This is a genomic window from Rhodococcus sp. YH3-3 (assembly GCF_001653035.1).
Classification (GTDB): domain Bacteria; phylum Actinomycetota; class Actinomycetes; order Mycobacteriales; family Mycobacteriaceae; genus Rhodococcus_F; species Rhodococcus_F qingshengii.
The window spans coordinates 912,760-934,034 of the sequence record NZ_BCWH01000002.1 but is presented as its reverse complement, the minus strand read 5'-3'; the positions used below and the strand labels follow the sequence as shown (position 1 = coordinate 934,034).

Sequence of the window (21,275 nt, the reverse complement as noted above, 5' to 3'; positions counted from 1 at the left end):
GTGCGGATGTGCACTCCGGTGAAACAGCCCCAGGAAGGGGCATGGGAAATGAAGCCGCCGAATTGAATTCGGTGACCGAGAAGGTTGGCGATGCGCGGAGATGGTCGAGATCGCCCCGTGCATCGCGAGGTCTAAGTGGCCGGTTGGGCCGGAGTGGTTATCCGCCGAGGCTGCCGAACAGGTCGAGACTTCCGAGCGAACCGGTGCTACTTCCGAGCGAACCGCTGCTGCTGCCACCTGGATCGGTGGTTTTCGCCGTGACCTTGACCGTGACCGCCGTGGAGGCGGGGCTGGTCCCACCCGCATTTGTCGCCGTGGCGGTGATCGGATGACTGCCGGGCGTGGTGATCGTCAGGTTGCAGCTGAAGTTCCCACTCGTATCCGCGGTGGCGGTGCAGGTGGCGCCGCCTCCGGTCACGGTGACGGTACTGTTCGGCTCTGCCTTGCCGGAGACCTTGACGGGTGTGCCCGCCTCTACTTCGGCCGAACCCAGAGTCAAACCGGTCGGCGCACTGGGAGCAACAACGACGGGCTCGCCCTCCACCAGGACGAGACCCCAGCCGGGGTTGATCTCGTATCCCTGCAAAACTTCGCCGGCAGGGATGCCAATCATGAAACCAGCCATCACGTTGGCGTTCTGTGCGAGAGGCGTTTTCACCAGCTCGATCCGCGTCGACGAATTCGCATTCGGCCCGATCACGAACTGCTGGCCGACCTGGCCGTCGAGCTTGCCCCGCACTGTCGCAGTGCCGCCGCCCGAGACGGACCAGCTCTCACTGAAAAGAGTGAGCGTGGCAGGAAGGTCGCAGACATTACGAACGTTGAAGGCCAACTGCGTGCCCTCGTCACCGGGGATCGGGATGTAGTCGGTTCCACTGGGATCGAAGGCCGCCGGCTTCACCCAGGGTCCACCGTTCTGGGACATCTCCAGGCACTGGTCAGTGATGTCGTCGCCCGGGGCGGCCGCGGCGCTACCAGGTGCAAGCAGCGCACCCGAGGTCGCGAGGAGCAGTGCAGCCGGCAGAGCCGCCAACACAGCAGTGGCGCGCCGGGGGAGACGGGATTCTCGTCCGTCCCCGACCGGGAAAAATCGAGGCATGTGAAGACTCATTTCGTCTGTCCCGTTGCCGGGCATTGGGTGAAGAGATGGCGGAACGAGGTACATCCGCCATCGGTGCCAAACATGTTGCAGAAAGCTTGCGAGCCGAACCGTGACGCTGTGCATGCCCTCGCTCATACATAGCAACCGCTCCGCTTCGGATCAATTTTTATCACACGTATCAGCTTTTGTGGCGGTTTTACTGGTCAAACGTTCAGAAGGAATTTCAACATCCCTCAAGGGCTAATTCTGCACCCTGACCAGTACCGTTAGAAATAGTTAGCTGCGCATCGCAACTATTTACCAAAAAGCGTTCTGCGATCGAACGGGCGATTCGTTCCTATCCAAACAAGAACAAGTTCTAGATGCTCTTGGTATGTCCGGGAATCCACGAACGAACTCGCCGAGAACAGCGACCCTCGAGCAAACAGAAAGATCGAGCCGTTTCGAGACCCCCGCATTTCGTCCACTAGCGCCACGGACACGGGCGCCATCGATCGCTGCGCCCCGCCGGATCGTCCGGCCAGGACAAACTCTCGCGCGCTCCGAAACCAGCACTCCACCAATAACTTTGTCCGACCATCGAATCGCGACTGCCCGTGCTGCATCCAAAGCTGTGGGCCAGGAAGCAAATTCGCTCCCCGGCCCACGTGCATCTACAGTTGCGAAGCCGGTAAGGAGTTGACTACCGGCACCCAATCCCAAGGTAAAACGACGAGCATCTACGCCCCGAAGACGGTCTCACCTCCGACAACCGTGCGCAGGACCGACAGTTCATTCAAGTCTGTCGAATCGCTGCGCAGCGGATCTCCGTCGAGCACAACAAAATCCGCCAAAAGTCCCACCGCTATCCGACCTTTGTCCGATGACTCACCGGTGAGACGAGCGGCTGCGCTTGTGTAGCCGGCCAGCGCCTCGGACGCGGAAACCCGTTGCTCCGCACCCAGAACGTGACCTTCTCGCGTCACACGATGTACGGCGGTGTTCATCGTGAAGAGCGGGTTCACTGGAGTGACAGGGCAGTCGCAATGCAGCGCGTAGGCAAGCCCCGCCGCCACGACCGACGCCACGGGGCTGATCCGCTCGCCGCGACCCGGTCCGAGAAAACGATCGCGGTGCCGGTCACCCCAGTAGTAGACGTGGTTCACGAAGATCGACGCCACCACCCCGAGTTCGACCATCCGCGCGATCTGATCTTCCCGCAACGTCTGAACGTGCTCGAGTCGATGCGAAACTTCGATGTCCGGGTGCGCCGTCCGTGCCGCTGCAATTGCGTCCAATGCAAAATCGATGGCCTGATCACCGTTGGTATGAATCGCAACGTGTCGGCCGACAGCGTGATGTTCCTCGACGAGTGCCCCGAGCGCACCTGCCGGGATTGCCATTCCGCCGCAGTGGCATCCGCCCAGATCGTGGTACGGCGCGGTCAGCGCAGCGGTGTGCAACTGAATCGACCCGTCCGAAATGAGTTTGACGCCGCCCACACGAACTCGCTCGGTCGGATCGGCGAGTTCACCCAACTGATCGTGAACCCCGTGGCCGAGATAGAGGCGCGCACGCAGCCTCAAGTCACCATCGGCGTCGAGTTGCCGGTACGCCTCGTACATCTCGGCCGTGACGTACATGTCGTGGAAACTCGTCACACCCACCGACGCCATGACTTCCTGCGCCCGCAGCATCGCGATCTTGGACGCATCCGGGTTCATATCCGGAACAAGTCCGTGCACCAGAGACATTGCCGGAACCTCGCACAGTTCACCGGTGGGTACACCGTCGCTGTCTCGAACGATGACACCACCCTCCGGATCGACCGTGGTGGCATCGATCCCGGCCTTCTCCAGTGCGACCGAGTTGACATAGATTCCGTGAGCAGACAAGTGCCGCACCAGAATCGGATGATCGGTGGAAGCCTTGTCCAGATCAACCGCGGTCAGGCCTCGATCTTCCGCCACGAGGCTGTCGTCGAAGCCCCACGCTTCGATGGGCTCGCCAAGTGGTGTGATCGCGGCCCGCGCGGCCAACGCCGTGATCAACTTCTCGATGGTCGGGCACGTATTCGTCGTTGCGTCGACCCCACTGAGCATCAAACCCCACATCATCGGATGAAGGTGCGTCTCGATGAACCCCGGCACAACCACCGCTCCGGCGAGATCGACAACGGAGGTTTCGGAATCGGTCAGCGCCGAGATCTCGGCGTCAGTTCCGAGGGCGACAAATCTGCCGTCCTTGACTGCCACAGCGGTGGCGTTATCGCCGACCGCACCGTCCATGGCCCTGATGTCGCCGTTGATGTAGATGTGGTCAGCCGCCGTGGTCATACGCTTGTCTCCATTCGTTTTCCGACAACAGTCGTCGAGGATTTCTTCGCGGGTATCCGCGTCGCCACAACCACTCCGGCCAAAATCATTCCGGCACCCGCAAGTTGGACGAGAGTTGGGGTCTGTGCAAGCAGCACTGCGCCGAACAACAGTGCTGACGCCGATTGCAACACGAGGCTGGCGGCGACTGCACTTGCAGGCAGACGCTGACTGGCGCTGGCTACCAGCAGCCACCCGATCACCTGAGATACCAACGCGAGCAGCACAAGCCAGCCTTGAGCTACGAGCGAAGGGGTCAGATCCAAAGTTCCACTCACGAGGCCGTATGCACCTGCCGTGAGGGCAGTGGCTCCCGTCGAGACGAACATCGGCAACGCCGTTCTGCCCGCCGCCCGAGTAGCCAGACCCATGAGGAAGATGTAGACCGCGTACGCGCCTGCGGCGATCACGGCAAACGACACTCCGACAGCAGGATTCGACCCGGTGAGCGTTGTGCTCGTCCCGGCTACCAGAGCAACTCCGACAAAGAGCAACGGAAGGCTGGCGACCAGTTCCCGGCCGATCCGTTGGCGCAGGACAACGTAGCCGAGGATTGCGACGAACAGCACCTGCAAATTCAGGATCACAGTCGAAAGACCTGCCCCGATCGAATGAATCGACTCGTGCCAGAGCACCAGATCGATTCCGAGGAACGCGCCGGCAAGTAGAGACTTCACGATCCAGGGCGCCGAGACCGAAGGCCGGGGTGACCGACGACGCTGAACGAGCACGAGCATGCCGAGAGGGATGAGCGCATAGAGACACCGAAAGAATGCACCCGTCGACGGAGACACTCCTGAGAGTTCGTAGAGCACCGAGGTCAACCCGAGGATGCATGCACCGGTGACGACTACGCGCAGGTCACGACGGCGTAGTTGATCGCCGGACAGCTCGCGTGGCGATACTTCATCACTCATGGTGATAATGTATCACCGACGTGAAGCCTGTCATACAGGGAAGATGCGTGCATGAGAACTCCGGTTACCCGTGAACGCGTGATCGCTGCCGCAGCCGATCTGGTCGACAGCAAAGGCGCCGACGCTCTGGTACTGAGTCAACTCGCCGAGACCCTCGACGTCCGGCAGTCAGCGCTGTACAAACACGTCGACGGGGTCGACGACGTCCACCATCAACTCAGCCTCCTCGCACGCAGCCTTCTCGCCGAACAACTGCGTGCCGCCGCGGTCGGTCTCTCGCGCGACGACGCCGTCATGGCGCTCGCGGACGCATGGCGTGCGTTCGTCCGAGTACACCCCGGGCTCTACGCCATCACCGACCGCTACCCCACTGCTCCGCATCCCGATCTGGTCTCCGCCGTCGGCGAGGTGGTCGACGTCATCAACAAGGTGATCGCGGGATACGGTCTGAGCCCGGATGATTCGGAGCAGGCGGCGTGGTCTCTTCGCAGTGCGCTGCACGGCTTCTGCATCCTCGAATCGGTAGAGGGACAACCGGCCGGCACCGACCCGGATCGGGTGTATCGACGACTGGTCGAACTTCTCTGCGCCGGTATTGCTCGTATGTAGATACCGGCTCCTGTTATCGTCGGATGAAACAACACAGACCAAAAAGGATCAGACATGGTTGGTGAACTCGACATCTCCGGATAAAACCGGGCATGACGGCCACCGGCAGACGCCTCGGAGCGCTGCCGTCGTGGCCATGTTGTCGTTCACTTACCCGACTCTTCGCGGAGCAGCGTTGCCGCGCCCGCACAACACCTGAGGTCTATTCATGTCCGATACCTACATCGTTTGCTCGAATCTGTCTTTTGCCTGGCCGGACGACACTCCGGTCTTCGACGAATTGTCATTCACCGTGCCCGGCGGCCGAACCGGGCTGGTGGCCCAGAACGGCGTCGGGAAAAGCACTCTGCTCAGATTGATCGCCGGCCAGTTGCGGCCGCGCGCCGGCAGTGTGTCCGTCGACGGCGTTCTCGGATACCTTCCGCAGGACCTGCCACTGACGGGCGATCTGACCATTGCCGAGGTCTTGGGCATCGCCCCGACGCTCGCTGCGTTGGACGCAGTCGAATCCGGGGACACACGAGAAGAACACTTCACGACAATCGGGTCCGACTGGGATATCGAGGAACGAACGCGAGCCCAACTCGGTCGACTCGGTTTGGCCGACATGACGTTCGATCGTCGCCTCGACACTCTGAGCGGCGGGCAGGTCGTCTCGCTCGGACTGGCGGCGCAACTCCTGCGACGCCCCGATGTCCTTCTCCTCGACGAACCCACCAACAACCTCGACCTGGACGCGCGCCGCAGGCTTTACGACGTTCTCGACGACTGGAGTGGTTGTCTGTTGGTGGTCAGTCACGATCGAGGACTACTCGACCGCATGGACCGCATCGCCGAACTTCACAGCGGCGAGATCAGCTTCTACGGTGGCAATTTCACCGACTACGAAGCCGCGGCACGCTCGGCTCGCGAAGTGGCGGAGAAGAACATCCGCAACGCCGAGCAAGAGGTCAAGCGCGAGAAGCGCGAACTGCAGCAGGCCCGAGAACGTGCTTCGCGACGCGCAAGTAACGCTGCCCGCAATCTCGGGAACGCGGGCTTGCCCAAGATCTTTGCGGGGACCATGAAGCGCAATGCTCAGGAGTCGGCAGGCAAGGCCAACGAGACACACCTCGCCCGGGTCGACGCGGCGAAGGACCGACTCGACAAAGCGGGCCGCGCTCTTCGAGACGACCAGACGATTTCACTCGAATTGCCTGGCACACATGTACCCGCCGGCCGGACGGTGTTCCTCGGTGAGCGAATGCAATTCGCGTTCGGCGATCATGCGATCTTCGCCGACTCCGGAATCGACCTGGCCATTCGAGGACCGGAGCGTATCGCGTTGACCGGGCCGAACGGCGTCGGAAAGTCGACGTTGCTACGCATCGTCAACGGGGATGTGGCGCCGACTTCCGGTGAGATCACGCGAGCCGACGGTCGAGTGGCATACCTGTCGCAGAGGCTCGACCTACTCGACCCCGCACACACCGTCGCAGAGAACTTTGCCTTGTCTGCTCCAGGCCTACCGGCACCGGAACGCATGAACATCCTGGCGCGCTTCCTCTTTCGGGGTGCGGGTGCTCATCTTCCCGTCGCTGCACTCTCGGGCGGTGAACGACTGCGGGCTACATTGGCGTGCGTTCTCTTCGCCGATCCGGCCCCGCAGCTGCTTCTTCTCGACGAGCCGACCAACAACCTCGACTTGGTGAGCGTTGCTCAACTCGAAAGTGCCCTGAATGCATATCAGGGGGCGTTCGTGGTGGTCAGCCACGACGAGAGATTCCTGGCCGAGGTCAAGGTCGAACGCTGGCTCAGGCTCTCGGACGGCCGTTTGACCGAGGTCGCCGCACCAGGCGCAGTGGGCTGACACGAGAAGTGAACAGGCGAAAGGCCTTCACACACGATGTGTGTGAAGGCCTTCGTCTGCACTACTGGTCAAGGCGTCCTGGTGTACACCGGATCGTCGAAGGATCGACGTTGCGTCACCCAGTCCGTGGACAGGATGTTCTCGATCACGTCTTCACGGGATTCGTCGAACACGACAATCCGATCGGCGATTCGCCATTCACCGTGGCGCCTTTCGAACCTGTCGACGTAACGGCATTTGATCGTCGCAAGCGTCTGCACCGTATCCGTACCGGAACGCTCTTGCCGCAGAAAGCACAAACAGTACGACTCGCAATGAGCGACATCGCCGTTGACGTCGATCAGTATGTTGGAAATGCAGTGAATCGACGAGTCGATCGTCTTGTGTCTGAGCTTCATGTCTTCGATCAGCCCGTCGACGGTTCCGATGTAACCACCATGGTTGTCTATCGCGTCGTCGAAGTAGCAGAGGGCCACGCTGTCGAAATCCTTCCGATCGACGGCCCGAGCGTAGCGATACAGAACTTCGGTGATTTCTTGCTTGTCAGCGAGGGACACGGTCAGGCTCCTGTTCTACCCGATGATCAATCAACCTGCAGTTCAACACCCTTGGTCTCCTTGATGAAGAAGACCGTGACGAGGGTGATCACCGCACAGAAGACGAAGTATCCAGCCGGAGCGAGAGAGTTACCGGTCAAGCTGATGAGATAGGTGGCGATGAAAGGCGCGGTGCCACCGAGGAACATGTTGGTGACGTTGTTACCCAATGCCAGACCGCTGTACCGCACAGATGCTTTCAGCATTTCGACATAGGTCACGTACGAAGCACCGTTGACAACGGAAACGCAGATGAAGAGCACTGACTGACCGACAACCGCCTGCCAGATGCCAGAACCGGCCATCATCATGAACATCGGGATTCCGAGAACCACTGCGGCGGCACTACCGGCGAACAGCACCGGCCGACGCCCGTACTTGTCTGCCATGTATCCCGAGATCGGCAACGTGATGACGCCGAGAACCAGTGCAAGAGAGGTGGAAAGGAAAGCAACGCGCGACGAATGACCGCCGGTGGTCTGCAGGTACGTCGCGGCATACACCGAGGCGATGTAGTAACCGCCGGTGATGAGTGCGCCCAGCAGGATGATCTTGACGACGCTGCCACCGGAGGTGCTGAGCAACTCACGGATGGGAAGCTTCTTGGTCTCACCCTTGTCCTGCAGTTCTTCGAACTGAGGAGTGTCTTCCATCTGGCTGCGGATCCAGATACCGATGCCACCGATCAGCAGGCTGAGCAGGAACGGGATACGCCAAGCCCATTCGAGGATCTGCTCTTGCGAGAACACCGACGTCAGGCCGAGGGCCATGAGCGAAGCTGCCAGCGAACCCAGGTAGGTGCCGGTATTGACCATCGAGGTCTGCGTCGCACGCCACCGTTTGGGAGCGGACTCGGAGACGAACGCGTTGGCGCCGCCGAGTTCACCGCCGGCCGCGAAGCCCTGCAGGCAACGAGCCAGAACCAGGATGGACGTCGCCCACACACCCAACGTGGCGTAAGTCGGCAGCAGGCCCATTCCGGCTGTCGCGAGAACCATCAGGAGGATGGTCCAGGACAGCGCGTTCTTGCGGCCGTACTTGTCGCCGATGTGGCCGAAGAAGATGCCGCCGGGCACGCGTAGGAAGAAGGCCACGGCGAATGCTGCAAAGGTACCGAGCAGTGCTGCGTTCGGGTCATGGGAAACGAAGAACAGCGCGGCGATCGTCGTGGCCATGTATCCGTAGATACCGAAGTCGTAGTACTCGACGACGGTACCGACGATGGCCGCGCGAATTACCTTCGTCGTCGACTGTCGTTCGGTTGCCACGCTGCTGCCCTCGGTGGATTCGGCTCTCGCCATGGTCTCATTCTCTGACATGTTGTTCCCTGCCTGGATTGGATACTGACTGGATTCGGTGCCGCGCAGACGTCGGACGTCAGGAGTGCGCGATGGAATGGACCGGTGCGCTCTCAGCGCTGGTCCTGGTGTAATTCGCCGCATTACGTCCCGCTACGCGGCCCATGGTCAAAGCGTTGGCAACCGCATTGCCGCCGCCCACGTATCTCAGTCCGAGGATTCCGGCGCCGGCCTCACCTGCGGCGTACAGACCCTCGATAGGTACTCCGGTGCTGCCGAGCACGGCCGCATCGGTGTTGATCTCCATTCCCGCATGCGTACAGACGAGCTCTGCCGGAAGGATTTTCGCGGCATAGAACGGAGCTGTCGCAATAGGATCCGGATTGCCGACGGCACCCTTGTTCCGCAACGTGCGATGGCGGAGGAAGTCGTCGTCGTGACCGCTGGGCAGTTGGTCGTTCCATCGACGCAGGGTTTGCGCCAACGTCGCAACCGGAACACCCGTAGCCACTGCGAGGTCTTCGATCGTGTCCGCACGAATCGTGCCACCGGCGGCAACTTCTTCCTCGATGCGTTCGGGATTCCAATCCGCATATCCTGGAGCCAGATTCACGCGAGCGTTCTCGTCGAAGATCATCCAACCGTATCCACCCTGATGGTCGATGATGCCGGTCGAGACCGCGTACGAGCTGTCCTCGTCCATGAAACGACGGCCGTCCTGGTTGACGTAGATCCGCGACTTCGGCGGAAAGCCGGCCTGCCAGTGGTGGAATCGCTGGAAGTAGACGGTGGGCAGCATCAGACCCCAGCCGTCGCCCGCCAGGGAAGCACCGAGGTCTTCGGCAAAACGAAGATGGTCTCCGCGGCTCCCCTCGGCTGCGACGACGAACAAGGCCTCTCCGGCCTTGTTCGCGTCCGGGAAGTGGCGTTCCACCAAACCCGGATCTTGCGCGAATCCACCGGAGGCAACAACGACGGCGCCCGCAGGCACCTCGATGTCGTCGGCGACAACGCCGACAACCCGACCGTCTTCCTCGATCAGCTTCTGCACCCGTGTTCCGAAGATGACCTCGATCCCGTGCTTACGACGAGCCTTGTCCAGCACCTGAATCAGTCCGTATCCCTGATCCTTGGGCACGTGGCCGCGCCAGACGTCCTCGACGCCGGCTTGGGCGAGTCCCGGCTGGTGAGCGTTACCTGAGATCGCCGCGGGAATCTCGACGCCGAGTCCGATGAGCCATTCCAGTGTCGGACCGGCGTTTTCGCAGAATGCACGAATCAATCCGGGTGAGAGCATCCACTGGTTGAGGTCCATGTAGTGCTGGAAGAACTTCTCTGCCGAGTCGTCGACTCCGAGGCCGGCCTGCACGCTCGTTCCGGCGGCCGTGAAGATACCGGCCGACAGCGCGGTGGATCCACCGAGTTCGGTTTCGGATTCGAACAGCAGAACGGATGCGCCTTCTTCAGCTGCCGACACCGCAGCGGCGAGACCTGCTCCGCCGCCACCGATGACAACGACGTCCCAGTGTTCGGTCATGAAAGTTCTCCAGTCTCCGCGATGATGCGGTGGTAAAGACCGTTCGACACCAACCCGCCGTCGACAGTGAGTTCCGTACCGGTGGTGTAGGTGGAACTGTTCGAGAGCAGGAACAGCACTGCTTCGGTGATCTCGTCGAGAGTTCCCATGCGTCCGAAGGGAACCGACTTCAGTGACGCGGCGACGAAGTCGTTCGCGCCGCCGAGCAGCGCCGTACCGACCAGTCCCGGGTGCACCGAGTTGACGCGAATCCCCCACTGCGCGAAGTTGCCTGCGGCCGACTTCGACAGACCGGTCAGACCCCACTTGCTCGACGAGTAAGCCGGAGAGAAGTATCCGATCTGACCGGCGATGGACGAGATGTTGACGATCGATCCGCCACCACTCTCGCGCATCAGCGGCGCCACCGCCTTCATACCGTAGAACGGGCCGAAGAGGTTGATCTTCATGGTCAGCTCCCAGATGTCGTTCGGGGTGTCCATGAATTCGAGCCGACGCGAGATACCGGCATTGTTGACCAGTCCGCCGAGTTCCCCACGGGTGGTGCGAATTTCGTCGACAACCCGGTCCCAGGCCTCGGCATCGGTGACGTCGAGAATATGAGCGGATGCCGATCCGCCTGCGGCGACGATGTCGTCGACCACGCCGGATGAATCCGAAATATCGGCAATGCAGACATGCGAACCGCGCGCGGCGAGAGTGCGCGCGTGATGCGCCCCCATCCCGGCAGCACCGCCGGTAACGAGAACGACGCCGGGATATGTCGTGGACTCAGACATGCCGCGAACCACCGTCCACCGCAATGCTGTGCCCGGTGACGTAACGCGCGCTGTCCGAGAGCAGGAACAGCAGCGGGCCGAAGACCTCTTCGGGCGAGCCCAGACGATGCAGTGGTACCGCGTCGAGTGCGTTCGCGAGCGCGATCGGATCTTCCTGGACCCACTTCGTCATCGCCGTGTCGATGTAGCCGGGTGCAATGGAGTTGACCCGAATACCCTTGTCGCCGAACTCCACTGCGAGAGACTCCGTGAGGTGCGCAACGGCAGCTTTCGACGTGCAGTATGCGCCTCTCCCCTTCCGCACACGCAGCGCAGACACCGAAGACATGTTGACGATGGCGCCGCCGGGACCGAGGTGACGTGCCGCCGCCTGAGCACCGTAGAGCACTCCCTCGACATTGACACTCAGCGTTGCGCCGATCTGCTCCGGGGTGATCTCCTCGGCCAGCGCAAACGGGAAGATACCCGCATTGTTGATCCAGAAATCAACCCGGCCGAACTCCTTCAACGCCAACTGCGCAAGCAATTCATGCTCGTCGGGCTTGGTGACGTCGACCCGAGCTCCGACGACGCGACCCGGGTTGTCCGCCAGTGCATTCGATTCGAGGTCCGTGTTGATTCGTGCGGCCGTGGCGAGCATCTGCTCTTCGTTGATGTCGGCGCCGACGACATGTACGCCGCGCGTTGCCAGTCCTTCGGCGAACGTCGCACCCATACCCTGAGCCGCGCCGGTCACCACTGCGACCTTGCCTGCCAACTCCGGGTACACCGCCGACATCTGCGTCACAACGGTACGGCCCGGGTTCGTCTGGTCAGAGCTTTCGGTCATGATGTACTTCTCCTACTGAATATTGTTGTGCAAGAATCATTTCGGTACTTCAAGCTTTTTCGGACGCTCGGGGCGCGTCGTCGCGAGAAACGGTGCGGCGGGCGATCTTCCACTCCTCACCGACCCGAACCACGTGATCTGTGACAGTTGTCATCCGCACCAGTCGCGAGTCTCCGCCGCGAGCGGTGGCAACGATCTGCAGGTACCCGTGCACTGTGAGAGCACTCTCGTCCACCGCCTCGACGACGAGGTTGGTCAGAACGTGGCGATGCACTTCGTCGGCGGCTTCCGCCGCAGCGAAGAAGCGAGCAGCAAAAGCCGCAAGGTCGTCGAAACCGACCACGGGTTCCGGATAACTGGGGGAATGAAACTCACCGCCATCGGTGAATGTCTGCGCCCAATCCTGCTGGCGCCCAGAGTCTATGCAATGACTCTGGTGGCCGTACAGCTGGTGGATTGCGGCAACATCCTCCGTTGCCACGACGCTGTAGTTGCTCATGAAGGTTCTCTCCGAACACGCTGTGCTGCATCCACCCGAAGGTTGTGCAGCTCCGTAAAGTGTGCGATAATCGCACACACTGTGCGATATGTTCAAAGCGTAGGTGGCATACCTCACAAACGTCAAGAAGGGGATTTGATGTCAGAGCTGAGCGAGGAACACCGACCGCGCAAAAGCGCAGTTCAAGTGGACTCGAGCATGTCGAAAACGCTGCACCACGGACTCGAGATCTTGGAACTCCTGACGTCCTATCCGCACGGTTTGTCAGTCACGGACATTGCCGACGGAGTGGGAGTCCACCGGACTGTCGCACATCGGTTGATCCGCACGCTCGAGGCTCATCACCTGTGCCGCAAGGACTCCTTCAAGCGCGTCACTCTCGGCGCCGGCCTGGTCACCCTCGCCGAACCGGTGGAACAGGATTTGCGCACTCTCGCTCGCCCGATACTTCAAGAACTTGCCGAGGCCACCGAGGCGACAGCGCACCTGGTGGTCCGCGAGAGTGATACCGAAGTGCGCGCGCTGATGGTGGTCGAACCGCGCAGCGCCAAGGTTCACGTCGCGTTTCATCCAGGGCAGGTCGATCCGATCGACCGCGGCTCCGCCGGGCTTTCCATCCTTGCCTCACTCCCGCCGACGAGCGGGGAACGAGAGGAAGTGACGGCGGCACGCGCACGCGGCTACGCAGTGACCGTCGGCGAGGTCATCCCGTCCGTCCTGGGAATCTCAGCGGTGATCCCCGGCCGACGCCGCGACGCCATCTCCAGCCTCGGAATTTCCGTCTTCGACTCCGAGGACCAAGCAGCGCTGGGCGCCGAGGTCATGGCAGCGGCAAAAGCCCTCGGCAGCATGTTGCGCTGATCCGAACACCAGTCGAGCCCCGGGAATACCCGGGGCTCGACTTTGTTGACTCCGAATGAGATAGTTGAACAATCAACTACCTGACATCAGCTTCACGGATACAAGGAGTACGACATGCCTGCTGTGACAGTCGAGAACATCTTGGCCCTGCCCCGTCTCGACGAGCCGGCAGAGTCAGCAGTCGACCGCCCCGTCAAGAGCATCACCACCGCACCGGTCGGATACGAAGGTGAAGGCTTTCCCGTTCACCGCGCCTTCGCCGGCATCGACCTCTCCGCCCTCGATCCCTTCATCCACATGGACCAGATGGGCGAGGTCAACTACGCACCCGGAGAACCCAAGGGCACACCGTGGCACCCGCACCGCGGCTTCGAAACCGTGACCTACATGATCGACGGCATCATGGAGCACCAGGACTCCAACGGTGGCGGTGGCATTATCGGCGGCGGCGACACCCAGTGGATGACCGCGGGTGGCGGCATCCTCCACATCGAAACTCCGCCGGAGCACCTCGTCCTCAGCGGCGGCCTTTTCCACGGCGTCCAACTGTGGGTCAACCTGCCTCGCGACAACAAGATGGCATCTCCGCGGTACCAGGACATCACCGGTAACAAGGTGGCCCTGCTTTCCTCGCCGGACGGCGGAGCCTTGGTACGCGTCATCGCCGGAGACATCGCCGGCCACGCCGGACCTGGTTCGACGTACACACCGATCGCGCTCTCCCACACGACTGTGGCCCCGGGTGCGAGCCTGACGCTTCCGTGGAACCCCGAGTTCAACGCGATCGTCTACGTGCTCGCCGGCGAAGGCACGGTCGGGGCCGAGCGTCGGCCCATTCGTGTCGGACAGACAGCTGTCTTCGGACGCGGTGACTCCATCACCGTCGCCGCTTCCGATCGCCAGGATTCACGGACCGAATCTCTCGAGGTATTCATCCTCGGCGGCAAACCGATTCGTGAGCCCATCGCGATGGCCGGGCCGTTCGTCATGAACACCAAGTCCGAGGTCATGCAGGCCTTCGAGGACTTCCAGGCCGGACGCCTGGGATCCATCCCGGCGGCACACGAGACGCTGAGCTGACATGTCGTCGGTAGTCGTCCAGCGAGCTGACGAACGTGCGCATCTCAACTACGGCTGGCTCACGGCGCGTCACAGTTTCCCCTTCGCCGGAAACTTCGATCACGCCGCGTACGCGCACGGACTTCTGTTGGTGAACAACGACGACATCATCGAAGCCGACTACGGTTTCGACACTCATCAGCACCGCGACACCGAGATCGTGACGTGGGTGCTCAGCGGATCTCTGGTTCACCAGGATTCCGCTGGGCACTCCGGGGTCATCCATCGCGGACTCGCGCAGAGAATGAGCGCCGGTACCGGAATCCTGCACTCCGAGCGCAACGATCGCTTCCGGGCCGACGGCTCGCGTGTCACCGAGCCCGTTCACCTCGTCCAGATGTGGATACCCCCGGACGAATCCGGAGTGACTCCGAGCTATCAGGAACTCGACATCAACTCCGAACTCGACGGCGGTGGCCTGATCACCCTGGCGTCGGGGATGCCCGCGCATCGCGACCACAGCGCGATCAGCTTGCACAACAAACATGCGGCACTGCATGTTGCTCGCCTCGAGACCGGTGGGTCGGTATCTCTCCCGGATGCGCCGTACGTGCACGGCTTCATCGCCGGTGGCACTGTCGACGTCGAGGGAGTCGGATTGCTCGGTCCGGGAGATTCGTTGCGACTCAAGGATACTGGCGGTCAACGAGTCGAGGGAATCGGCGATGCGGAGATACTCGTGTGGGAGATGCACGCGTCGACGAACTGACGACACCACCGAGTACGCCCAATGTTCGGACTACACAGCAGGTTCGTCGTAGGGTGGATGCCGGTAGTGGCGGATCCCGATTGTGGTGGATCCCGGTGGTACAGAAGGAGGAGCCATGGCATCTGGTCGAGCACAGGCCCCACGGACGACACCGCACATCGATGTGCACCGCTCCGGCGATCGCTTGAAATCCCGCGTCTCCTGGCTGGATTCGAAACATTCGTTCTCGTTCGGACAGCACTACGATCCGGACAACACGCATCACGGATTGCTGCTCGTCAACAACGACGACACCGTACTGGCGGGAACCGGTTTCGACACCCATCCGCACAAGGACATGGAAATCGTGACCTGGGTGCTTCGCGGTTCGCTCGTGCACCAGGATTCCATCGGCCACACCGGCGTCATCTATCCGGGACTCGCCCAGCGCATGAGCGCCGGTACCGGAATCATGCACAGTGAGAAGAACGATTCGTGGCGTATCGGCGGCGAACAGCATTCCGACCCCGTGCATTTCATCCAGATGTGGGTGGTACCGGACGAAGGTGGACTGACCCCCGGTTACGAACAGCTCGAGATCGACGACGAACTGCTGCGCGGCGGTCTGATCCCGGTTGCCTCCGGGATGGAGCGCTACAAGGATCATTCGGCGATTCGCATCAACAACAAGAACGCCGCCATGCATGTCGCACGCATTCTGCCGGGCACCTCCGTGAATCTTCCGGGCGCACGGTTCCTGCACGTCTTCGTCGCGCAGGGCACTGCCGAGATGGAGGGCGTCGGCACACTGTACGAAGGCGATGCTGTCCGGTTGAGCGATTCGGGTGGCCAGCAGCTGACCTCCGACGCCGGGGCCGAAGTCCTCGTCTGGGAGATGCATTCACGTATCGGTGGTTGAGACCCGGTCTCGGCAGGACTCGGCGCGCTGGAGATACTCGACAGATGAGCATCGACAACTCCGCCGCGCCCGTCAAGAAGCTTGACCCACTCAACACATTGATGGGTGTGCGCGCCGTTTCGGTCGAGCCCGGGGACCTGGCCTTCGCGCAGGCCGTCGGCGAGCGATTCCACGATCACCGTGGCAAGACCGTGCTCGGTTCCATCGGAGTCATGATCGACGGTGCCATGGGTGGCGCGGTGTACTCGGGACTGACCTCGGGCCATCAGTCCGTGCTCGCGCAGGTCACGGTCAGTGCGGGCGCCGACATCCCCGACATCGCGGACGTCGGTGCCACCGGAACACTCGTGCATCTCGACGACGGCGTCGGACTCGCATCCGGGCAACTTCGCGACGAGAACGGCACCCTTCTGGCAGTGATGGCCGGTCGCGCCATGGTGGTCTCGCGTCCCCCCGTCGTGGGAATCGACGACTACGTGGAGGGCGAGCCGCTGCCCGTCCCGACGCCGGAGAAGACAAGCAACCTGAGCGGGTTGTCCGGGTCCGACGTCGTCGAAGGAATCCGCGACGGCAAACTCGAACGCGGTCCACTCGCCGGTCTCCTCGATCTTGCTGTCGTCGACGTGACCCCGGGTTCCGTCGTCGGTGAGTTCGCACCCGTGGCCTGGATGGCCAACCCGTTGGGCGCCGTTCAGGGCGGTGTCCTCATCTCGGCAGTCGACGCCATCACTGGCCTGTCTGCCCAGACCCTGACCCGCGTCGACCAGGACTATCGCGTCCTCGACCACAAGATCGACTTCCTGCGCTCACCCGACATCGGCGGGCCGGTCTTGCGCGCCGAGGCCTCCGTGATTCGTGCCGGGCGCAGGCTCGCGCTGATCGAAACTCGCATCGTCGACGCCGGCGGACAGGTCTATGTGCGGGCCACTTCGAGCATTCAGATGCTCTCCCAGCAAGTTCACAGCGGATAACCAGTTCCGCACCAGGTCGCCCGTCCACCATTGAGACAACAGCCCACACAATGGAGGTACAGCGGCGTGAACAAAGACATCGAAGCGAGCAGGCTGCGCGTGAGCCGTCGGCGGGCTCTCGCCCTCGGCGGAACCATCAGTCTCGGCGGGCTCATCGCAGCGTGCTCCGGCAACAGTGGCACCGCCACGACGACTTCGGCTGCGGCTGCGTCGACGACAACCACTTCCGGCACTTCCGCCGCGGCCACGTCCGGCGACGCTGTCACCGCACTTCTGGCCAAAGCACCGCAGTGTGTCATGAGCAAGGAAGAGACGCAGGGTCCCTACTGGTTCGACGTCGACTCCATTCGCGGCGACATCCGCGAGGACCGTCCGGGCACCACGCTGCAGGTTGCGATGCGCGTGCAGGACAACAGCCAGTGCAACGTCGACGGCAGCATCGGCGCGGTCAGTAACGCCGTCGTCGAGATCTGGCACTGCGACGCCGGCGGCGTGTACTCCGGCTTCGAATCCGGTTCGCTGAGCGCCAACGGCGGCGGCGGTGGCGGAACTCCCCCGGCCGGCGGGATGGGTGAACCTCCGTCAGGTGCACCCGGAGGCGGAATGGGCGAACCACCGTCAGGCGCCCCCGGCGGAATGGGCGGCGGCATGGGAGGGTCCGGTGAGACCTCCGACGGTTCGTACAGCGTCGGCGACACCGAAGCCACCACCACCGACGACGGCACCTACCTGCGCGGCGCCCAGACCACCGATGCAAACGGCATCGCGCAGTTCACCACGATCTTTCCCGGCTGGTACATGGGCCGCACCACCCACATCCACGTCAAGGTTCACATCGACAAGAAGACGGTCCTCACGACGCAGACCTTCTTCGACGAGACCCTTCTCGACGAGGTGTACTCGCAGTCCCCGTACAGCGAGCACACCGGTCGTGAGAACAACACGAACAACGCCAGTGACGGCATCTACGACGACACCGGCCTCATGACCGTCGAAAAGCAGTCGGACGGGTCCTACCTCGCCGTCATCAACCTGGGTATCGACGCCTGAGGTAGGAGCCCGGTCAGCTGCCGACGTATGCCGCGAGGTGCTTTCCGGTGAGGGTGGAGCCGTCGGCGACGAGCTCCTCGGGAGTGCCCTCGAAGACGATCCGACCGCCGTCGTGACCCGCACCAGGGCCGAGGTCGATGATCCAGTCTGCGTGTGCCATCACCGCTTGGTGGTGCTCGATCACGATGACTGACTTGCCGGAATCGACCAGTCGATCGAGCAGGCCGAGCAACTGCTCGACGTCGGCCAGGTGCAGTCCGGTGGTCGGCTCGTCGAGGACGTACACGCCGCCCTTCTCACCCAGGTGGGTTGCCAGCTTGATGCGCTGACGCTCACCGCCCGACAGCGTCGTCAACGGCTGGCCGATCGTGAGGTATCCGAGCCCCACGTCGACCAGTCGGACGAGGATCTTGTGCGCAGCGAGGGTCTTGGCCTCACCGTCGCCGAAGAACTCCTCGGCCTCGGCCACCGACATCGTGAGAACCTCGTTGATGTCCTTGCCACCGAATTTGTATTCGAGTACCTCGGCTTGGAAGCGCTTGCCCTCGCACTCCTCGCAGAGAGTGGCAACGCCGGCCATCATCGCCAGGTCGCTGTAGATGACGCCGTTGCCGTTGCACGTCGGGCAGGCGCCCTCGGAGTTGGCACTGAAGAGCGCCGGCTTCACGCCGTTGGCCTTGGCGAATGCCTTGCGAATCGGGTCGAGCAGCCCCGTGTACGTCGCCGGGTTGCTCCGACGCGAGCCGCGGATCGCGCTCTGATCGACCGACACCACGTCTTCGCGTTTCGCGAGCGAGCCGTGGATCAGCGAACTCTTGCCCGACCCGGCGACACCGGTGACCACGACCAGGACGCCGAGCGGTACGTCGACGTCGACGTCCTGCAGGTTGTGTGAGTTCGCTCCACGAATCTCGATTGCTCCGGTGGACTCCCGCACGGTCTCTTTGATTGCGGCCCGGTCGTCGAAGTGACGGCCGGTTACGGTGTCGCTGGCACGCAAACCGTCGACGGTGCCCTCGAAGCAGACGTTTCCGCCGGCGCTACCCGCACCCGGACCGAGGTCGACGATGTGGTCGGCGATCACGATCGTCTCCGGCTTGTGCTCGACCACGAGCACGGTGTTGCCCTTGTCCCGCAGGCGCAGCAGTAGGTCGTTCATCCTCGCGATGTCGTGCGGATGCAGGCCGGTGGTGGGCTCGTCGAAAACATACGTGATGTCGGTGAGCGAGGAACCCAGGTGACGAATCATCTTGGTGCGCTGAGCTTCACCGCCGGAGAGGGTTCCCGACGGCCGATCGAGACTGAGGTAGCCGAGTCCGATCTCCACGAACGAGTCGAGCGTTTCACCGAGCGTCGTGAGCAACGGCGCGACCGAAGGCTCCTTCAGTCCGCTGACCCATTCCGCGAGATCGCTGATCTGCATCGAGCAGGCGTCGGCGATGTTGACGCCCTTGATCTTCGACGACCGCGCCCCCTCGCTCAGTCGCGTCCCGTCGCATTCGGGGCAGGTGGTGAACGTGATCGCCCGCTCGACGAACGCCCGGATGTGGGGCTGCATCGCGTCGACGTCCTTGGCCAGGAACGACTTCTGAATCTGCGGAATCAGACCCGTGTACGTCAGGTTGATGCCTTCGACCTTGATCTTGGTCGGCTCTTTGTAGAGCAGATCGTTCAGTTCCTTCTTGGTGTACTTCTTGATCGGCTTGTCGGGATCGAAGAAACCGCAGCCGCGGTAGATCCGGCCGTACCAACCCTCCATGCTGTAGCCGGGGACCGTGATCGCACTCTCGTTGAGCGACTTGGTGTCGTCGTACAACGCGGTCAGATCGAAATCGTTGACCGCCCCTCGTCCCTCACACCGCGGACACATGCCGCCGGTGATCTTGAAGCTGCGACGCTCTTTCGTCTGACGTCCGCCGCGTTCCATCGTGACCGCGCCTGCTCCGGAGATCGAGGCCACGTTGAACGAAAACGCCTGAGGCGAACCGATGTGAGGCTTTCCGAGACGGCTGAACAGGATGCGGAGCATCGCGTTGGCGTCGGTGGCGGTTCCGACGGTCGAGCGCGGGTCGACTCCCATCCGCTGCTGATCGACGATGATCGCGGTGGTCAGGCCGTCGAGAACATCGACGTCCGGCCGCGCGAGCGTCGGCATGAATCCTTGAACGAAAGCGCTGTAGGTCTCGTTGATCATCCGCTGCGATTCCGCGGCGATCGTACTGAACACCAGCGAACTCTTCCCCGAACCGGAGACGCCGGTGAATACCGTCAGCCTCCGCTTCGGGATCTCGACACTGATGTCTTCGAGGTTGTTCACCCGCGCGCCTTGCACGCGGATCAAATCGTGGCTGTCTGCGGTGTGCAAGGCAGTCATCGTGTCTCCATCTGTCAGTCGATCGCCGACGGTCTCAGCGCAGTTGACGGGCTCAGCGCAGTTCTTGAATACGGATCAGGTTTCCCGCTGGGTCCCGGACGGCGCAATCGCGAACGCCGTACGGCTGCTCGGTCGGTTCCTGGACGACGTCGATGTCGCCGGCCTGAAGCCGCTCGAACGTGTCGTCCAGATCTTTGGTGGCCAGGAGAAGTCCGCCGTAGGTGCCCTTGGCCATCATCTCGATGATGGTGCGGCGCTCCTCGTCGGTGATTCCGGGATCGACGGCCGGCGGATGCAGCACGATGGAGGTGCCGGGCTGGCCGGGCGGCCCCACCGTGATCCAACGCATCCCGTCGTAGCCGACGTCGTTGCGAACCTCGAAGCCGAGCGTGTCGCGATAGAAGTTCAGGGCGGCTTCAGGGTCGTCCTGCGGAAGGAAACTCGAGTGAATGGTGATGTCCATGGCGATCACGTTAATTGCGGCTGCGCGGTCTGCGCTTCTCGATTCCTGATCGGTCTGGTGACTTGTTTGGACACGCAGGACGGCATTCCTGCCGTCGACTGCTCGGCCTCGCGCCGATAGACACTGGGCGGAACCCCCACCAATTCGGTGAACTTGCTGCTGAAAGTGCCGAGAGAGCTGCAACCGACCTCGAAGCAGACGTCCGTGACACTGAGGTCTCCGCGCCGCAGTAACGCCATCGCTCGCTCGATTCGCCTGGTCATCAGGTAGGCGTACGGCGGTTCTCCGTATGCCTGACGGAATTGGCGACTGAGATGCCCCGCAGACATGTTCACTCCCCGCGCGAGCGCCTCCACGTCCAGAGGCCGCGCGTACTCCCGGTCGATACGGTCTCGCACACGTCGTAGTCGCGCGAGGTCCTGCAGGTGCGGATCTGCGGCAGGTCTGCTGGTCACGTATTC

Annotated in this window: 20 protein-coding genes; 8 read left to right on the top strand and 12 right to left on the bottom strand. The window is 62.3% G+C overall.

The annotated features are described in order from the left end of the window. Positions 1 to 157: 157 nt before the first annotated feature. From YH3_RS17120 to YH3_RS17110, 3 genes are all read right to left on the bottom strand, one after another. Entirely contained in the window at positions 158 to 1,099 is a 942-nt protein-coding gene (locus tag YH3_RS17120) for an Ig-like domain-containing protein (RefSeq protein ID WP_082893093.1), read from the bottom strand. Positions 1,100 to 1,821: 722 nt separating this feature from the next. Next, positions 1,822 to 3,417: an amidohydrolase gene (locus YH3_RS17115; protein ID WP_064443755.1), complete on the bottom strand. Its 1,596-nt coding sequence runs from the start codon at positions 3,415 to 3,417 to the stop codon at positions 1,822 to 1,824. Continuing rightward, positions 3,414 to 4,373: a DMT family transporter gene (locus YH3_RS17110; protein WP_064113427.1), complete on the bottom strand. Its 960-nt coding sequence runs from the start codon at positions 4,371 to 4,373 to the stop codon at positions 3,414 to 3,416. The genes YH3_RS17115 and YH3_RS17110 overlap by 4 nt, the downstream gene beginning before the upstream one ends. A gap of 51 nt (positions 4,374 to 4,424) precedes the next feature. Here YH3_RS17110 and YH3_RS17105 point away from each other — a divergent pair, with 51 nt between their 5' ends. Continuing rightward, complete coding sequence (locus YH3_RS17105) at positions 4,425 to 4,982, top strand: TetR/AcrR family transcriptional regulator (protein ID WP_021332048.1); 558 nt, start codon at positions 4,425 to 4,427, stop codon at positions 4,980 to 4,982. A 208-nt stretch (positions 4,983 to 5,190) separates the two neighbouring features. Beyond that, positions 5,191 to 6,831: an ABC-F family ATP-binding cassette domain-containing protein gene (locus YH3_RS17100; protein ID WP_064113426.1), complete on the top strand. Its 1,641-nt coding sequence runs from the start codon at positions 5,191 to 5,193 to the stop codon at positions 6,829 to 6,831. A 68-nt stretch (positions 6,832 to 6,899) separates the two neighbouring features. Here the strand turns inward: YH3_RS17100 and YH3_RS17095 are convergent, their stop codons facing one another. From YH3_RS17095 to YH3_RS17070, 6 genes are all read right to left on the bottom strand, one after another. After that, positions 6,900 to 7,388 carry a nuclear transport factor 2 family protein gene (locus YH3_RS17095; protein WP_007731425.1) on the bottom strand — a complete coding sequence of 163 codons (489 nt, stop codon included), beginning with the start codon at positions 7,386 to 7,388 and terminating at the stop codon, positions 6,900 to 6,902. Between the two features lie 26 nt (positions 7,389 to 7,414). Continuing rightward, on the bottom strand, positions 7,415 to 8,728 hold the full coding sequence (locus YH3_RS17090) for an MFS transporter (protein WP_007731424.1): 1,314 nt from the start codon (positions 8,726 to 8,728) through the stop codon (positions 7,415 to 7,417). A 76-nt stretch (positions 8,729 to 8,804) separates the two neighbouring features. After that, positions 8,805 to 10,262: an FAD-dependent oxidoreductase gene (locus tag YH3_RS17085; protein WP_003940616.1), complete on the bottom strand. Its 1,458-nt coding sequence runs from the start codon at positions 10,260 to 10,262 to the stop codon at positions 8,805 to 8,807. Beyond that, positions 10,259 to 11,041 (bottom strand): SDR family NAD(P)-dependent oxidoreductase, encoded by a 783-nt coding sequence (locus YH3_RS17080; RefSeq protein ID WP_064443754.1) that lies wholly within the window; start codon positions 11,039 to 11,041, stop codon positions 10,259 to 10,261. The genes YH3_RS17085 and YH3_RS17080 overlap by 4 nt, the downstream gene beginning before the upstream one ends. Further along, on the bottom strand, positions 11,034 to 11,870 hold the full coding sequence (locus YH3_RS17075; protein ID WP_064113425.1) for an SDR family NAD(P)-dependent oxidoreductase: 837 nt from the start codon (positions 11,868 to 11,870) through the stop codon (positions 11,034 to 11,036). The genes YH3_RS17080 and YH3_RS17075 overlap by 8 nt, the downstream gene beginning before the upstream one ends. Before the next feature lie 49 nt (positions 11,871 to 11,919). Further along, positions 11,920 to 12,369 (bottom strand): nuclear transport factor 2 family protein, encoded by a 450-nt coding sequence (locus tag YH3_RS17070; protein WP_064443753.1) that lies wholly within the window; start codon positions 12,367 to 12,369, stop codon positions 11,920 to 11,922. 138 nt (positions 12,370 to 12,507) lie between these two features. Between YH3_RS17070 and YH3_RS17065 the strand changes: the two genes are divergently transcribed. The 6 genes from YH3_RS17065 to YH3_RS17040 all read left to right on the top strand — a co-directional run bounded on the left by YH3_RS17065 (position 12,508) and on the right by YH3_RS17040 (position 17,977). Continuing rightward, positions 12,508 to 13,230, top strand: coding sequence for an IclR family transcriptional regulator (locus YH3_RS17065; protein WP_064443752.1), 723 nt, complete (start codon positions 12,508 to 12,510; stop codon positions 13,228 to 13,230). A gap of 114 nt (positions 13,231 to 13,344) precedes the next feature. Continuing rightward, positions 13,345 to 14,310, top strand: coding sequence for a pirin family protein (locus YH3_RS17060; RefSeq protein ID WP_007731415.1), 966 nt, complete (start codon positions 13,345 to 13,347; stop codon positions 14,308 to 14,310). Position 14,311: 1 nt separating this feature from the next. Next, positions 14,312 to 15,058 (top strand): pirin family protein, encoded by a 747-nt coding sequence (locus YH3_RS17055; RefSeq protein WP_003939960.1) that lies wholly within the window; start codon positions 14,312 to 14,314, stop codon positions 15,056 to 15,058. 115 nt (positions 15,059 to 15,173) lie between these two features. Then, positions 15,174 to 15,956: a pirin-like bicupin family protein gene (locus tag YH3_RS17050; RefSeq protein WP_003940511.1), complete on the top strand. Its 783-nt coding sequence runs from the start codon at positions 15,174 to 15,176 to the stop codon at positions 15,954 to 15,956. A 44-nt stretch (positions 15,957 to 16,000) separates the two neighbouring features. Next, positions 16,001 to 16,927, top strand: a complete 927-nt coding sequence (locus YH3_RS17045; protein ID WP_064443751.1) for a PaaI family thioesterase — start codon at positions 16,001 to 16,003, stop codon at positions 16,925 to 16,927. A gap of 66 nt (positions 16,928 to 16,993) precedes the next feature. Then, positions 16,994 to 17,977 (top strand): hypothetical protein, encoded by a 984-nt coding sequence (locus tag YH3_RS17040; protein ID WP_064443750.1) that lies wholly within the window; start codon positions 16,994 to 16,996, stop codon positions 17,975 to 17,977. Positions 17,978 to 17,990: 13 nt separating this feature from the next. On the opposite strand, the gene YH3_RS17035 is transcribed toward YH3_RS17040, so the two are convergent. From YH3_RS17035 to YH3_RS17025, 3 genes are read right to left on the bottom strand one after another with little or no spacing between them, the layout of a single operon-like run. Continuing rightward, positions 17,991 to 20,351 carry an excinuclease ABC subunit UvrA gene (locus tag YH3_RS17035; protein ID WP_007731409.1) on the bottom strand — a complete coding sequence of 787 codons (2,361 nt, stop codon included), beginning with the start codon at positions 20,349 to 20,351 and terminating at the stop codon, positions 17,991 to 17,993. Positions 20,352 to 20,403: 52 nt separating this feature from the next. After that, positions 20,404 to 20,814: a VOC family protein gene (locus tag YH3_RS17030; protein WP_003940539.1), complete on the bottom strand. Its 411-nt coding sequence runs from the start codon at positions 20,812 to 20,814 to the stop codon at positions 20,404 to 20,406. Positions 20,815 to 20,819: 5 nt separating this feature from the next. Further along, complete coding sequence (locus YH3_RS17025) at positions 20,820 to 21,269, bottom strand: helix-turn-helix transcriptional regulator (RefSeq protein WP_030535180.1); 450 nt, start codon at positions 21,267 to 21,269, stop codon at positions 20,820 to 20,822. Positions 21,270 to 21,275: the final 6 nt, after the last annotated feature.

What these genes read in the sequence shown, in the direction of transcription:
- YH3_RS17075 (WP_064113425.1), bottom strand. Translation starts at nt 11,870, where the DNA reads ATGACCGAAAGCTCTGACCAGACGAACCCGGGCCGTACCGTTGTGACG.
- YH3_RS17065 (WP_064443752.1), top strand. Translation starts at nt 12,508, where the DNA reads ATGTCAGAGCTGAGCGAGGAACACCGACCGCGCAAAAGCGCAGTTCAA.
- YH3_RS17030 (WP_003940539.1), bottom strand. Translation starts at nt 20,814, where the DNA reads ATGGACATCACCATTCACTCGAGTTTCCTTCCGCAGGACGACCCTGAA.
- YH3_RS17115 (WP_064443755.1), bottom strand. Translation starts at nt 3,417, where the DNA reads ATGACCACGGCGGCTGACCACATCTACATCAACGGCGACATCAGGGCC.
- YH3_RS17045 (WP_064443751.1), top strand. Translation starts at nt 16,001, where the DNA reads ATGAGCATCGACAACTCCGCCGCGCCCGTCAAGAAGCTTGACCCACTC.
- YH3_RS17120 (WP_082893093.1), bottom strand. Translation starts at nt 1,099, where the DNA reads ATGCCTCGATTTTTCCCGGTCGGGGACGGACGAGAATCCCGTCTCCCC.
- YH3_RS17090 (WP_007731424.1), bottom strand. Translation starts at nt 8,728, where the DNA reads ATGGCGAGAGCCGAATCCACCGAGGGCAGCAGCGTGGCAACCGAACGA.
- YH3_RS17035 (WP_007731409.1), bottom strand. Translation starts at nt 20,351, where the DNA reads ATGACTGCCTTGCACACCGCAGACAGCCACGATTTGATCCGCGTGCAA.
- YH3_RS17110 (WP_064113427.1), bottom strand. Translation starts at nt 4,373, where the DNA reads ATGAGTGATGAAGTATCGCCACGCGAGCTGTCCGGCGATCAACTACGC.
- YH3_RS17050 (WP_003940511.1), top strand. Translation starts at nt 15,174, where the DNA reads ATGGCATCTGGTCGAGCACAGGCCCCACGGACGACACCGCACATCGAT.
- YH3_RS17085 (WP_003940616.1), bottom strand. Translation starts at nt 10,262, where the DNA reads ATGACCGAACACTGGGACGTCGTTGTCATCGGTGGCGGCGGAGCAGGT.
- YH3_RS17060 (WP_007731415.1), top strand. Translation starts at nt 13,345, where the DNA reads ATGCCTGCTGTGACAGTCGAGAACATCTTGGCCCTGCCCCGTCTCGAC.
- YH3_RS17105 (WP_021332048.1), top strand. Translation starts at nt 4,425, where the DNA reads ATGAGAACTCCGGTTACCCGTGAACGCGTGATCGCTGCCGCAGCCGAT.
- YH3_RS17080 (WP_064443754.1), bottom strand. Translation starts at nt 11,041, where the DNA reads ATGTCTGAGTCCACGACATATCCCGGCGTCGTTCTCGTTACCGGCGGT.
- YH3_RS17055 (WP_003939960.1), top strand. Translation starts at nt 14,312, where the DNA reads ATGTCGTCGGTAGTCGTCCAGCGAGCTGACGAACGTGCGCATCTCAAC.
- YH3_RS17070 (WP_064443753.1), bottom strand. Translation starts at nt 12,369, where the DNA reads ATGAGCAACTACAGCGTCGTGGCAACGGAGGATGTTGCCGCAATCCAC.
- YH3_RS17100 (WP_064113426.1), top strand. Translation starts at nt 5,191, where the DNA reads ATGTCCGATACCTACATCGTTTGCTCGAATCTGTCTTTTGCCTGGCCG.